This window comes from Tenacibaculum sp. AWR4_210 (assembly GCF_056160945.1).
The window spans coordinates 52,332-66,975 of record NZ_JBSWYF010000009.1; the positions used below are offsets into that span (position 1 = coordinate 52,332).

Genomic DNA, 14,644 nt, shown 5'->3' on the forward strand with positions numbered 1-14,644 from the left:
GTTCTTGCTTTTATTTACTCTTGTTTGTTCCAAGGTAATCTTGAACAGTTCTAAATCCGATATAACTTCTTGCAGTATCAGCGTACTCCCAGTCTCTTGAACTTACTTCTAAGAAATAAGCGACATCTTTCCACGATCCTCCACGGATAATTTTTCTTCTGTTCTCAGGGTTTTCAACATTTGGGTTCATTGTTGACCCCATGTAGTATGACATTTGGTTGTATGCCGTATCAGTCCATTCTGCCACGTTTCCTGCCATATTGTACAATCCGTACTCATTCGGGTTGTACGACTGTGCTTCTACAGTATACAAGGCACCGTCGGCTGCATAGTCACCACGAACAGGCTTAAAGTTTGCCAAGAAACATCCGCGGTCACTTGTTGTTGTAGGACCACCCCAAGGATACTTCGCATAGTTCAATCCACCACGCGCAGCGTATTCCCATTCTGCTTCCGTAGGTAAACGGAACGCTGGTACTAATCCTAACTTCTTTTTAGAACGTTGGTAACTGTTTTTATTTTGTGTTCTCCAGTGACAAAACGCTTTTGCTTGTCTCCAGTTCACCCCTACTACCGGATAGTTTTCGTATGCTTTGTGCGCAAAGTACTCTTGGTGCATAGGGTCGTTGTAAGAGTAGTTAAAGTCTTTAATCCAAACTGTGGTATCTGGATAGATGTTAATTACCTCGTCTTTCATAAAATCTTTTCTATCTTTTCCAGAACGGGCAGCTTTTTCGTTATCAAACCAGTAGTATCTATAGTTCAACAACTTTGTATTAAAGGTACGGATACCATTTAACGCTTCGTCTTTCTTGATGTATAAAGAATCCATTACTTCAACGTAATCGGCATCTGGATACTCTTGTTGCTCCCAGATAATTTCTTCTTGCCAGTTCAACGGCTTCAAAGAATCCAATCCTTCACCTAGTTCGTAATAGTTTTCACGCATGTACTTGTCATAAGCAGATTCGTTTACCGTATCTTTCGAAGCAAAGGCGTATTTTTGAATTCCTTCAGCTTTACCTTGTTCCTCATCACCGGTAGTTGCGAACTCAGCTTGCATGGCTAACTTAGTTCTGGTAATCGAGTCACGTACCCAAAACACAAACTGTTTGTATTCGGTATTGGTTACTTCAGTTTCATCCATATAAAAAGGCTGAACAGTAACTGTTTTTGTCGGTGCGTTCATGGCTCCTAGGGGATCTTCATCTTGTTTACCCATAGTAAAAGAACCTCCTGGAATTTTTGCCATTCCGTAAGGTTTTTCAGCAAACCACTTCCTCTTGGATTTAACTCCTACCAACTCTCCTCTATCGCCACTAGAACCACAGGCGTAAACGATAGACACTAATAATGCAAATACTGCTAATTTCTTCATACTTTATTCTTTCTTATAAAAAGAGGCGTAAACCTATTATTTTTTTTATTAAAAAACAATTTCGAGTTATAAATTTTAGACCTTTTACAGCTAACTTACTTTTAAGCAAGCTTTTGCAACGCCTTAAACCATCTTTCTGGTATTTTATGACTCAGCGCTTGCTCATAATCTCGATAGCTACATGGTATTAACGCGTGTCTTTTGTGTTTATTATTCGATATTAAATTTATTTCCATCCACCAACGACCGCTCTTATCACTTTTATAAAAGTTCATCGGGTCATCGTCTTCTAATACCACAGTATACTTCTCATAACTTTCTTTGGTAGCATACGGGTAATCATTGGCACGGTAATTCACTCCTTCTATAAAGTACCATATCATTTGAGCTATCAACTGCGCCGTTTGGTCATTGCGATCCAAAGCGCTACTATATTCATAGACACCAAATGAAGTAACTTTGTCACTTATTCCTGCATAACGTGCTATAGCACAAGCTTCTTCCCCGTGAAAACCATTGGGAGCCCCTTGTGCATTTCCAGGAGCGTCGCTTTGACGAATGCTCCCAATATCAAAACTGACGATATCTGCATCACGCATGATAGGCTCAACCAAAGTAATGTCTTTCACTTGTCCTAGGCGGTATGCATCAAAGTACAGTTTGTCTAATAAATTAATTTCTTCTTGTGAGTTAAAATAGGTTTGGTAACCGATATTGCTATAGTTAAACAAATTGTTCGGTTCTTCCATGATAATCCTACTGAGAAAAGATTGTGATAAGCGCACTTGCTCTCCCTTTCCTAAATCAAAACGACTATCTACAGCCACCAAATTTACCGTCTGCTCCAAACTATCATAAGCGCGATAGTTGGCATAGGTTAAATCTTGGCTACCGCCAATGAGGATTGGAATAATATTCCTTTTCAACAATGCTGTAAGTATGGAACGTACGGCAAAGTAAGTATCTTCTACCGTATTCCCTTGTTTCACTGTACCTATGTCCGCGATTGGCGCATGCCATTTCCCTGGATACAAAGCGTACAGTGCCTTTCGTATTCTGTAAAGTCCTTCTTCACAGTGAGTCTGTTCGGACCCACGACCTTCAGCTACCCCTACAATAGCCAAACGCACCCCTGATAAATCAGGGAAGCCATCATTTTCCGTAAACACACGGACAGTAGCACCAAGACTGGTGTTGGATTGTGCCAAAATATTGGCAACTACTGTATTATTGACCGGCGATAAAAAATCGACATTCATCTATTTAAGGGGATTAAAAGGAATCGCAATATACTAAAAAAACTATCTTCTGCTAGTAATAGTTTATTTCTTTTTTTTCACAGATTTCCTCTTAGGTGTTTTTGCCTCAATCATCTTAACAGCCTCGTCTTGAGTAAGTTTCTCTATCTCTGTTGTCTTAGGAAGTTCTACCTTAATTTTCCCTTTGATAACATTGAATCTACCCCATCGAGCTTTTTCCACACGAATTCCAACTTCTTCGAAGTTGTGAATTAATTTTTCTCTTTCCTTTCTCTTTTTATCTTCAATCAACGTTTCGATGTCTTCTTGTGACAAATTGTCGAAGTCGTATTTTTTATTGACGTTGATAAAAATCGAATTCCATTTTAAATACGGGCCAAATCTACCCACACCCTTTTGTACTGGCATACCTTCGTATTCTGCTATGGGCGCATCTGCTTTACGCTTGAGCTCAATAAGCTCTATAGCACGTTCTAAAGTAACCGACATTGGGTTGTCATCTTTTTCTAAAGATACGTATTTTGAATCAAATTTCACATACGGTCCAAAACGCCCGTTTGCTACTTCGACTTCTTTTTCTTCATACAGTCCTAAAACCTTAGGTAATTTAAAGAGATCCATCGCTTCTTCATAAGTAATGGTACTCATATTTTGATCGCCTTGTAAACTGGCAAATCTCGGCTTCTCTTCATCGGTCGCCTCTCCAATTTGGACCATGGCTCCAAAGCGTCCCAAACGCACGTACACATTTTTTCCACTGTCTGGATCTATTCCTAACAAACGTTGTCCGCTCGCTCGCTCAGCATTTGCGGCAACATCCTCTACTCGTACGTGAAAGCCTTTGTAGAAATCACGGATCATTTCCGTCCAATCTTCTTTACCTGAAGCTATTTCATCAAATTCGTTCTCTACTTTCGCCGTAAATCCGTAATCTAAGATAGACTCAAAATTTTCAACTAAGAAGTCATTTACAATTTTACCAATGTCCGTAGGTACTAATTTACCTTTGTCAGAACCAACTTTTTCCGTCAGGTTCATCTCTTTAACAGCGTTGTCTTTTAACATTAACTGCACGTATCCACGCTCCTTACCTTCTACGGTTCCTTTTTCGATATATTGACGTCGCTGAATAGTTGAAATCGTCGGCGCATACGTAGATGGACGTCCGATACCGAGTTCTTCCAGACGCTTAACCAAAGCGGCTTCCGTATATCTTGCAGAAGGTCTTGTATAGCGTTCGGTTGCAGAGATAAACGTATTCTCTACGCGCTCATCTACCTGTAAGGCAGGGAGCATTCCAGCTTGCTCTTCATCTTCATTATCGGTTCCTTCTAAATATACTTTTAGGAATCCTTCAAATTTTATCACCTCTCCATTCGCTACCAATAACTTATCGTTGGCATTATTTTGAATTTTCACAGCGGTACGCTCCAATTGCGCATCACTCATTTGAGAGGCAAGCGTTCTTTTCCATATTAGGCTGTACAATCTGTCCTGATCGTAATCCACATGTACTTCGTGCTTGGTCATATCTGTAGGACGGATGGCCTCGTGTGCCTCTTGTGCTCCTTTGGCCTTGGTCGAGTAATTTCTCGGCTTGCTGTATTCCGGTCCGTAATAATTAGATATTTCTTCCTTAGCTGCGCTTTTTGCATCGTCCGATAAGTTTACACTATCCGTTCTCATATAGGTAATCAAACCGGCTTCGTATAAACGCTGTGCCATCATCATGGTCTTCGCAACCGGAAATCCTAATTTCCTCGAGGCTTCCTGCTGTAAGGTCGATGTGGTAAACGGTGGTGCTGGCGATTTCTTAGCAGGCTTTTTCTGTAAATCAGCAATGCTAAATTCCGCATTTAAACAGCTATTCAAAAAGGCTTCTGCCTCTTCTTTAGTTTCAAAATTCTTTCCTAATTTGGCTTTAAAACGTTTTCCTTGCGCATTAACAAACTCCGCATCAACGCGGTATGACGCTACGGGAACAAAGTCTTCAATCTGGCGTTCGCGTTCTACAATCAAACGAACCGCTACCGATTGTACACGTCCTGCAGACAGTCCTCCTTTTACTTTTCTCCAAAGTACTGGTGACAATTCGTACCCTACCAAACGGTCCAATACGCGTCGTGCTTGTTGGGCGTTTACCAAGTTGTAATTAATGGTTCTAGGGTTTTCAACGGCGTGCAATATGGCCTTTTTGGTGATCTCGTGAAAAACGATACGTTTCGTTCCTTCCTCTTTCAACTTCAATTGTTCCGCTAAGTGCCAAGCAATGGCCTCTCCCTCGCGGTCTTCATCGGATGCTAACCAAACCGTTTCTGCTTTCTTGGCTAAATCCTTAAGTTTTTTAACAACCGACTTCTTGTCTGTAGATACGATGTATTTGGGTTTAAAATCTCCTTCGACATTTACTCCTAATTCTTTCGACGGTAAATCCGCTATATGTCCGAAACTCGATTCTACCTGATAGTCTTTTCCTAAAAACTTTTCAATAGTCTTCGCCTTTGCTGGTGACTCAACTATTACTAAATTCTTTGCCATAATTCTTACTCTTAATCTAAGCTACACCTTATTATATGTAAACTTTTATAGTTTGCAAAAGTAGCCACTTTTTTTTTATTAGACCTCGTCTTCTAAAATTTTACATTTATTTAATCCAAAACGAGCTGAATTTACGAATTAATTTCTGTCATCTTGTCATAACTTATACATTTTGGTTGTATCTTTGCAGTCTATTTTTCATCACGATATTAGGATTTTATGGAACACGTAGAGAAAGTTATTGACGAAAAAATTCAAGGAAAACCGTTATTAACAGAGCAAAAGGAAGGCAATTCTAAAAAACTCTTTATAGAGAGTTACGGTTGTCAAATGAATATGAACGACAGTGAAATCGTCGCTTCGATTTTAGCAGAGCAAGGTTTCAATACTACTGGAGATATAAACGAGGCCGATTTGGTTTTGGTGAACACCTGTTCTATACGTGAAAAAGCGGAGCAAACTGTTCGCAACAGACTGCAAAAATACAATCATGCCAAACGAAAAAACCCAAAAATGAAAGTTGGAGTTTTAGGGTGTATGGCAGAGCGATTAAAAGCTAAATTTTTAGAAGAAGAGAAAATTGTAGACCTCGTTGTTGGGCCAGATGCCTACAGAGATTTACCGAACTTAATAGAAGAAGTTGATGCAGGTCGCGACGCTGTTAATGTTATCTTGTCAAAAGAAGAGACCTACGCCGATGTTTCGCCTGTGCGTTTGAACTCCAATGGAGTGTCGGCATTTGTTTCGATTACCCGTGGTTGTGATAACATGTGTACCTTCTGTGTGGTACCTTTCACACGTGGACGTGAACGAAGTAGAGACCCGAAGAGTATCATCGAAGAAATTCGTTCGATGCACGAAAAGAATTTTAAAGAGATTACCCTCTTAGGTCAAAACGTAGATTCGTATTTATGGTACGGAGGTGGATTGAAGAAAGATTTCAAAAAAGCTTCTGAAATGGCGCAAGCTACGGCTGTTGACTTTGCACAGTTATTAGACATGTGTGCGACCGAATTTCCAAAAATGCGTTTTAGATTCTCGACGTCCAATCCTCAAGACATGACTTTAGACGTTATTCGAGTAATGGCCAAACATCAAAATATTTGTAAATACATTCACTTGCCTATCCAGAGTGGTAGTAATGCCATGTTAAAAGCAATGAATCGTTTACACACCCGTGAAGAATACTTAGAGTTGGTGAAAAACATTTACGAGATCATTCCTGAAATGAACCTGAGTCAAGACATGATTGCCGGTTTCTGTGGAGAATCAGAAGAAGACCACCTCGACACACTCGACTTAATGCGTCAGGTAAAATACAGTTTTGGATTTATGTTTGCCTATTCTGAACGTCCAGGTACCTTGGCTGCCAAAAAGATGGAAGACGATATTCCGTTGGCGATTAAGAAGAGACGTCTTCAGGAGATTATCAACTTACAGCAAGAACACAGTTTGTTCAGAGCTCAAGAGCACGTAGGCAAAGTTCAGGAAGTACTTATTGAAGGAACTTCTAAAAAATCAGACCAACACTGGAAAGGAAGAAACACTCAGAATACTGTAGTAGTATTCCCTAAGGAACATTATAAGATGGGCGATTTTGTCAATGTAAAAATTGAAAGTTGTACCTCTACCACCTTGATCGGAACTGCTGTGGATTATTCGGAGAACAATTAATAATTCAACTTAAAAATTACTATGAAAAAGAAAATTACACAAGCCTTATTACTAGGCTTAGTGCTACTGAGTGCATGTTCAAAAAACGAAGGTGACAATAGCGATGCAAGCGCACGTAAAACAAAAGCAACTCATATATTATCGTATACAGCAGAATTTAAGTACTAAGTAACTATGGAATCACTTCAAGCAGTAAAACAGCGCTTCGGCATTATCGGGAACGACTTACAGCTCAACCGAGCTATTGAGAAGGCTATTCGAGTAGCTCCGACTGATATTTCCGTACTTGTAGTTGGTGAAAGTGGGGTTGGGAAAGAGAGTATCCCTAAAATTATACACGCCCTATCACATCGCAAACACGCGAAGTACATTGCTGTGAACTGTGGAGCAATTCCGGAAGGAACCATAGACAGTGAATTGTTCGGACATGAAAAAGGAGCTTTTACTGGAGCTACTACTACGCGTAAGGGCTATTTTGAAGTGGCCGACGGCGGTACCATATTTTTAGACGAAGTAGGAGAACTACCGTTGACAACTCAGGTACGTTTGTTGCGCGTGTTGGAAAACGGTGAGTTTATTAAAGTAGGATCTTCTCAAGTTCAAAAAACCAATGTCCGCATCGTTGCTGCTACCAATGTAAATATGCACGAGGCCATTGCCAAAGAAAAATTCAGGGAAGACTTATACTACCGTTTAAGTACGATTGAAATACCACTCCCTCCCTTGCGAGAACGCGGAGAGGACATCCATTTACTGTTCCGAAAATTTGCTGCTGATTTTGCCCAGAAATATCGAATGCCTACTATCCGATTGGATGAAAATGCGGTAAAAATGTTATTGACCTATAATTTTCCAGGAAACATACGACAATTGCGAAATATCGCAGAACAAATTTCTGTGGTGGAAGAAAATCGTTTAATAACACCTGACAAACTGGTACAATACTTGCCTAACTTACGAGGAAATTTACCTGCCGTAGTGGGGAGCACGCAGAGTTCACAAAACGACTTTGCGAGTGAACGCGACATTATGTATAAAATACTCTTTGACATGCGCAACGATATCAACGATTTAAAAAAGTTGACCTTAGACCTGCTAAAAGAAGGAAATTCAGCCGAGGTACAAGAAAACAACCATCGTTTAATACAGCGTATTTATCAAGAAGCTCCTGCTGCACAACCTGAGGTAGAAGTAGTACAAATACCTGAAACTACATCTAACCACACTACTTTTGATTATATTGAGACCATCGAGGAAGATGAAAATTTATCGCTTCAAGAAAAAGAGGTGGAAATGATTAAAAAATCGTTGGAAAAAAATAATGGTAAGCGCAAATTAGCGGCCAAAGAACTCGGAATTTCTGAACGCACACTTTACCGAAAAATAAAACAGTACAACCTTTAAAAAAAAATGAAAATAGTTATCAAATACTTACTCGTACTCTGTACAGTGCTCACCGTAGTTTCTTGCGGTGTTTACGGATTTTCAGGAGCAGACACGGGAAATGCCAAGACCGTACAAATTAACTTTTTCCCCAATCAGGCTCCTATCATAGAGCCGACGTTGAGTCAACGCTTCACTCAAGATTTCCAAGATTTGTTTACCCGTCAAACCAATCTGACCTTGGTTAATAATGGTGGTGAATTGCTCTTCGAAGGAGAAATTGTAGACTACAGAATCACACCGATGAGTGCCACGGCCAATCAAACGGCTGCTCAAAACCGTTTGACCATCGTAGTCAACGTTCGTTTTACAAACAATTTAAAGGAAAAAGACAGTTTCGAAAAACAGTTTTCATTCTACTATGACTACGGTGCTTCACAGCAATTAGTCGGTGGACTTTTGGACACAGCACTTGAAGAAATTTTAACGAGAATTACACAAGATATTTTTAATGCCTCGGTGGCCAACTGGTAACAGCAATCGTGTTAACACCTAATTACATATCAAATCTGATCAAAGCCTCTTCCTTTCGAGAAGAAGATGCTAGTACACTCAAGGAAATCATTGAGAAATACCCGTATTTCCAACCTGCACGTGCCCTGTACTTAAAACTGTTGCAAACCAAAGAGAGCTACAAATTTAATCAGGAAATTAAACGTACAGCGGCCTATACTGTTGACCGATCAGTTTTATTCGATTTGATTACGGCTACTGACTTTAGTGCGCAAACAAAAGACAAAGAAGTCGCTGCTAAAAAGCCCTTGAAGGAACGCTTGCTCAAAGGAAGTCAACCAGCAGTCAAAAAAGCAATTGAAGAATTGGGTATTGACCAGCCGTTGCGGTTCACCCAAAACGATTCCTTTTCTTTTAATCAATGGCTCGAGTTAACGCAGAGCAAGCCCATTCAGCGCAAACCTGTGGTGAAAATTCCTAAAGAGAAAACGGAACAGGAAAAAATAATCGATCGATTTATAGAAACCAGTCCTAAAATCAGCCGTCCTAGCAAACACAACACCGGTGATTTTAAAGTCGCAGAAAACAAACAAAACAACCAGCTTGCCACGGAAACCTTAGCAAAAGTTTACCTGGCACAAAAGAAATATGACAGTGCTATTCAGGCTTATAAAATATTAAGTTTGAAATATCCAGAAAAAAGTGGTTTCTTTGCAGACCAAGTTAAAAAGATCAAAATTTTACAAAACAATAAATAATGACTACATATAATTTAGTATTAATTTTAATTTTAATAATTGCGATAGCTTTAATCTTAATTGTAATGGTTCAAAACCCTAAAGGAGGAGGATTGTCTTCTTCATTTGGTGGAGGTGCGCAAAATATCGGAGGAGTTCAAAACACAAATTCCTTTTTAGACAATACAACTTGGACCTTAGCCATTGCTATGTTTGCGTTGATCTTGATGGCGAACTTCGCTATTCCTAGAGAAACGACAGCAAACGCTCCGCAATTAGAGAATACCTTAGAAGGTGTTCAAACAGCGCCGGCACAAACTCCAGCGACTACCACTACGCAACAAGACAGTGTAAAATAATACACTTCAACATACTGAAAAAAATGCCGACGTAATGACACGTTGGCATTTTTTGTTTCTCGACACCCTATTATTCTTGAAATTGTGTCAGCATCACCGCCGTGGCACAGTTTCTGACATTCTAAAAATATCTAAATTTAAAATTAAAAAACATCTATAAAATGGGATTAACTATTAAGCCTTTGGCAGACAGAGTTCTCGTAGAACCAGCTGCAGCAGAAACGACCACAGCATCGGGAATCATCATTCCAGATAATGCTAAGGAAAAGCCTCAGAAAGGTACTGTAGTTGCCGTTGGTAACGGTACGAAAGACGAGCCTTTAACAGTGACAGTTGGCGATACCGTTTTATACGGAAAGTACGCCGGAACAGAACTTAAACACGAAGGAAAAGATTACTTGATCATGCGTGAAAGTGATATTTTCGCAATCATCTAATCCGACAAACAATTCAAACTAATAACCGATTCTATTCATAGAATTTCAAACGAAAAACCATGGCAAAAGATATAAAATTTGACGTAGACGCGCGCGAAGGATTAAAACGCGGTGTGGATGCTTTAGCAAATGCAGTAAAAGTAACCTTAGGACCTAAAGGTAGAAACGTAATCATCTCTAAATCTTTTGGAGCTCCGCACGTAACGAAAGACGGAGTTTCTGTAGCAAAAGAAGTTGAATTAGAAGATGCTCTTGAAAACATGGGAGCACAAATGGTAAAAGAAGTAGCTTCTAAAACCAATGATTTAGCAGGTGACGGAACTACTACCGCTACTGTATTAGCGCAAGCTATCGTTAAAGAAGGATTGAAAAACGTAGCAGCTGGAGCAAATCCAATGGATTTAAAAAGAGGAATCGACAAAGCTGTAACTGCTATCACTGATGATTTGGCTAAACAGTCAAAAGAAGTTGGTGACAGCTCAGAAAAAATCCAACAAGTAGCTTCTATTTCTGCAAATAACGACGCTTTTATCGGTAACTTAATTTCTGAAGCTTTCGGAAAAGTTGGTAAAGAAGGGGTTATTACTGTAGAAGAAGCTAAAGGAACAGACACTTATGTTGACGTAGTAGAAGGGATGCAATTCGACAGAGGATACTTATCTCCTTACTTCGTAACGGATGCTGATAAAATGATTGCTGATTTAGACAATCCGTATATTTTATTATTCGACAAAAAGATTTCTAACTTACAAGAAATTCTTCCTATACTAGAGCCAGTAGCACAATCAGGAAAACCGTTATTAATCATCGCTGAAGATGTAGACGGACAAGCATTGGCTACATTAGTAGTTAACAAATTGCGTGGAGGATTGAAAATTGCTGCTGTAAAAGCACCAGGATTTGGAGATCGTAGAAAAGCAATGTTAGAAGATATCGCAATTTTAACAGGAGGAACTGTAATTTCAGAAGAAAGAGGATTCTCTCTTGAAAATGCAACCTTAGACTTATTAGGAACTGCTGAAACTGTAACCATTGACAAAGACAATACAACTATTGTAAATGGTACCGGTGAAGAAGCTCAGATCAAAGCACGCGTTAATCAAATCAAAGCGCAAATCGAAACGACTACTTCTGATTACGATCGCGAGAAATTACAAGAGCGTTTGGCTAAATTAGCTGGTGGAGTTGCTGTATTATACGTAGGAGCTGCTTCGGAAGTAGAGATGAAAGAAAAGAAAGACCGCGTTGACGATGCGCTTCACGCAACGAGAGCTGCTGTAGAAGAAGGTATCGTTGCCGGAGGTGGTGTAGCTTTAGTAAGAGCTAAAAAAGTATTGGAATCATTAACTACCGACAACTTAGATGAAACTACTGGAATCCAGATCGTAAATAAAGCTATCGAAGCTCCTTTGCGTACTATCGTAGAAAATGCGGGAGGAGAAGGATCTGTAGTAATCAACAAAGTATTGGAAGGAGACAAAGATTTCGGATACGATGCAAAATCAGAAGCCTATGTAGATATGCTAGACGCAGGGATTATCGATCCTAAAAAAGTAACACGTGTGGCTTTAGAAAACGCAGCTTCTGTTTCTGGAATGATCTTGACAACAGAATGTGCTTTAGTAGATATCAAAGAAGAAAATCCAGCAGCAGCTATGCCTCCAATGGGTGGTGGAATGCCTGGAATGATGTAATTCTAAAACATTTTAATATTTCACAAAACGGCGTAATTCCTAGGAATTACGCCGTTTTACATATAATCACACAATAAAAAACACTATTCCTTAACATAAAATTAGTATTTCGGCACAATCTTTGATAATTTTTTCATAAAAATTACAAATAAATTACTATGAAAAAATACATTACCCTGTTGCTATTGGGGTTTACTTTCATCGCGAACGCGCAGAAGAGCTCCATTGAAGACTCCTATCACAGGTACTTCGAAAATACACGAGAAATTCCTTTTTTACACCTCAACAAAACGAGTTTTTTTCCCGGTGAAGAAATTTGGTTCAAGGCGTATATGCTGGAGCAAAATTCTCAAAAACTACACAAAACAAGTTCCAACCTCTACGTATCGCTATTCGATGAGAGGGGTGTTTTAAAAAGTCAGCAACTAATCGCCTTAAAAAACGGACTCGGAAAAGGAAGCTTTAAAATAGATACCAGCTTCAAAGGAAAAACCTATTACCTAAAGGCCGCTACCAATTGGATGAAAAACTTTCGTGAGGACTGCGCTTTTGTTCAAAAAGTTGACATCTTGAGTTCTGAGAAACGTCGTGATTTAGCCGCCAAGTCAACTGCTAAGCAATACGAATTTCAAATCCTTCCCGAAGGCGGTCACTTACTGGCAAACACCATTAACAACCTCGGTTTGGTGGTCAAAGACAAAAATAATCGTGGAGTCGTTATTCAGAAAGGTATCATCAAAGATCAAGACGGTCATATAATCAAAACATTTAGCACCAATCAATTCGGTCTAGGAAACAGCGTCCTATTCATCAAAAATGCTGCACAGTACACTTTTGAAGCTCATTTAAGCGATGGCAATATCCTGACACAGCGCACTGCTCCCGCGCAACTACAAGGGGTAAATTTACGAGTGACGAACAGCAATTCAAAAGTACTTACCGTTACCGTCAAAACCAACAAGGAGTCCTTAGCCGACCTGGAACACAAGGAATACACCATTCTTATCCACAATACCAGAGCCTTTAAAAAGCAACCTTTTACATTCAAAAAAGAGAAATATCGATACAGCTTATTGGTTAACAAATCGGAATTGCCTGCTGGAATCAACATCATCACTGTTTTTAACGAAAAAAATAGACCTTTACTAGAGCGATTGGTCTTTGTAAACAAGAATTCTTTGATTAAAAACATTGCGGTCAATACCACTGTTAAAGACGGGGATTCATTAAAGATAAACGTCACCAACCCACTGAAAGAAAAACTGTATCTCAGTGCGAGTATTTTACCGAGTAATCACATTGGAAATAAACCCAAAAACTCGATCATAAGTAGCTTTCTTTTAAAGCCCTATATCAAAGGACAAATACAAAACCCGGATTACTATTTTACCAATGGGTCAAGTAAAAAGCTACGCGATTTGGATTTATTACTCATCACTCAGGGTTGGAGTAAGTACGATTGGAATGAAATTTTCAACGCGCCACCAAAAACACAATTTCCTTTTGAGAACGGACTGCGTATCAAAGGTAGCTTTAACAAGGATATCGCTGACAATCAAAGCTTATTAGTTTACTCACACGACAATCGTTTTATCACGCAAACCACGGTTAAAAACAATCAGTTTGAATTGGCTGAAACGTATTTATTAAAAAACACACGTATAAACTTTGCCTTAAAAGGAAAGAAAAAATTTAAAGCGGTACTACCAGTTTTGCAATTTTCTAAAAGTGTCTTACCTGAGCGTCTCGCTCCTAAACACCTCGAAACAAACCCCTATGCCACAACCAGTTTTACCGCTAATATCAACGATGTCTTTAAAGACTATGAAGTACTTGACGAAGTACTCGTACGTGCCAAAAAAGAAGAAAAAGAGCTCCCTAATTTTGTCAATCAAAGTTTCTTGAAACGAAACAAAGTGAGCAATGGGATTGTTGGTTCGGGGGAAACCGTATTGGACTTCTTAAACTATAAAGGATTCAGAATTCGCAGAACAGATTCGAACGAAGACAACAGTATCGGTGTTGTCAATGGGCAAGTGATTGCTCCATACGATGCTTTAGGTACTAGCGGGAGCCCTGATCTCTCTCAAAGAAATCAACAAGGTCTCAATCGTCCCTTTCGTTTTTTTATCGACAATGTAGAAATAGACGGAACTTGGTTGTTAGAGACCACCTATTTAGATGAAATTGACGAAATCTATTACGGTAATCGCAGTTCGGCAAACATCGGAATGAACGGTAGTGTACAAGTGTATATCTACAGAAAGTCACCAGAGCAATTGACTCGTGTAAAAAACAGAAAAAACAGTCTGATTATCCAAAGAGGATTTGCTAAAGCGAAGGAGTTTTACACTCCTCAATTCTCTTCGTATATGAGCGACGAATTTCAAAAGTACGGTGTTATCCATTGGTCGCCAGAATTGCATATCGATAAAGCTACTAACAAAGAGTTTACTATTGACTCAAAGTTACAGGAATCTATGATTATTCAGGTACAGGGAATATCGGAATCAGGAAAACTCATTTACCAAAAATTCGCTATTTAACCAACACCCCTCACTTATTCTCAATTATATTTATTTGTTTACAAGGGCTACCTATGAAGGGGAGGTAGCTCTTTTTAGGTGTCAAAATAGTTACACACCACAACGAAACCAATCGAACTAGGGCTA

At 39.3% G+C, this 14,644-nt stretch carries 11 protein-coding genes; 8 read left to right on the top strand and 3 right to left on the bottom strand.

All coding sequences use genetic code 11. The features are described from left to right. Positions 1–10: 10 nt before the first annotated feature. From porK to topA, 3 genes are all read right to left on the bottom strand, one after another. Positions 11–1,378 carry a T9SS ring complex lipoprotein PorK/GldK gene (gene porK / locus ACXAG7_RS15985; RefSeq protein WP_408042794.1) on the bottom strand — a complete coding sequence of 456 codons (1,368 nt, stop codon included), beginning with the start codon at positions 1,376–1,378 and terminating at the stop codon, positions 11–13. Positions 1,379–1,479: 101 nt separating this feature from the next. Continuing rightward, a complete protein-coding gene (locus tag ACXAG7_RS15990) occupies positions 1,480–2,637 on the bottom strand; it encodes a formimidoylglutamase (RefSeq protein ID WP_476667438.1) in 1,158 nt (385 codons plus the stop codon). A 63-nt stretch (positions 2,638–2,700) separates the two neighbouring features. Then, on the bottom strand, positions 2,701–5,175 hold the full coding sequence (topA, locus tag ACXAG7_RS15995; protein WP_476667439.1) for a type I DNA topoisomerase: 2,475 nt from the start codon (positions 5,173–5,175) through the stop codon (positions 2,701–2,703). Positions 5,176–5,394: 219 nt separating this feature from the next. On the opposite strand from topA, the gene miaB reads away from it, so the two are divergent. The 8 genes from miaB to ACXAG7_RS16035 all read left to right on the top strand — a co-directional run bounded on the left by miaB (position 5,395) and on the right by ACXAG7_RS16035 (position 14,518). Continuing rightward, positions 5,395–6,849, top strand: coding sequence for a tRNA (N6-isopentenyl adenosine(37)-C2)-methylthiotransferase MiaB (gene miaB, locus ACXAG7_RS16000; RefSeq protein WP_408042791.1), 1,455 nt, complete (start codon positions 5,395–5,397; stop codon positions 6,847–6,849). A gap of 174 nt (positions 6,850–7,023) precedes the next feature. After that, positions 7,024–8,253: a sigma-54 interaction domain-containing protein gene (locus tag ACXAG7_RS16005; protein WP_408042789.1), complete on the top strand. Its 1,230-nt coding sequence runs from the start codon at positions 7,024–7,026 to the stop codon at positions 8,251–8,253. 6 nt (positions 8,254–8,259) lie between these two features. Beyond that, positions 8,260–8,766, top strand: coding sequence for an LptE family protein (locus ACXAG7_RS16010; RefSeq protein ID WP_476667440.1), 507 nt, complete (start codon positions 8,260–8,262; stop codon positions 8,764–8,766). Between the two features lie 8 nt (positions 8,767–8,774). Then, the gene (locus ACXAG7_RS16015; protein ID WP_476667441.1) at positions 8,775–9,503 is read left to right on the top strand and encodes a hypothetical protein; all 729 of its coding nucleotides are present in this window, start codon (positions 8,775–8,777) and stop codon (positions 9,501–9,503) included. Continuing rightward, positions 9,503–9,841, top strand: coding sequence for a preprotein translocase subunit SecG (secG, locus tag ACXAG7_RS16020; RefSeq protein ID WP_408042786.1), 339 nt, complete (start codon positions 9,503–9,505; stop codon positions 9,839–9,841). The genes ACXAG7_RS16015 and secG overlap by 1 nt, the downstream gene beginning before the upstream one ends. Positions 9,842–10,002: 161 nt before the next feature. Further along, entirely contained in the window at positions 10,003–10,278 is a 276-nt protein-coding gene (locus tag ACXAG7_RS16025; RefSeq protein ID WP_408042785.1) for a co-chaperone GroES, read from the top strand. Positions 10,279–10,337: 59 nt separating this feature from the next. Beyond that, on the top strand, positions 10,338–11,972 hold the full coding sequence (groL, locus tag ACXAG7_RS16030; protein WP_476667442.1) for a chaperonin GroEL: 1,635 nt from the start codon (positions 10,338–10,340) through the stop codon (positions 11,970–11,972). A 158-nt stretch (positions 11,973–12,130) separates the two neighbouring features. Beyond that, positions 12,131–14,518: a hypothetical protein gene (locus ACXAG7_RS16035; RefSeq protein ID WP_476667443.1), complete on the top strand. Its 2,388-nt coding sequence runs from the start codon at positions 12,131–12,133 to the stop codon at positions 14,516–14,518. Positions 14,519–14,644: the final 126 nt, after the last annotated feature.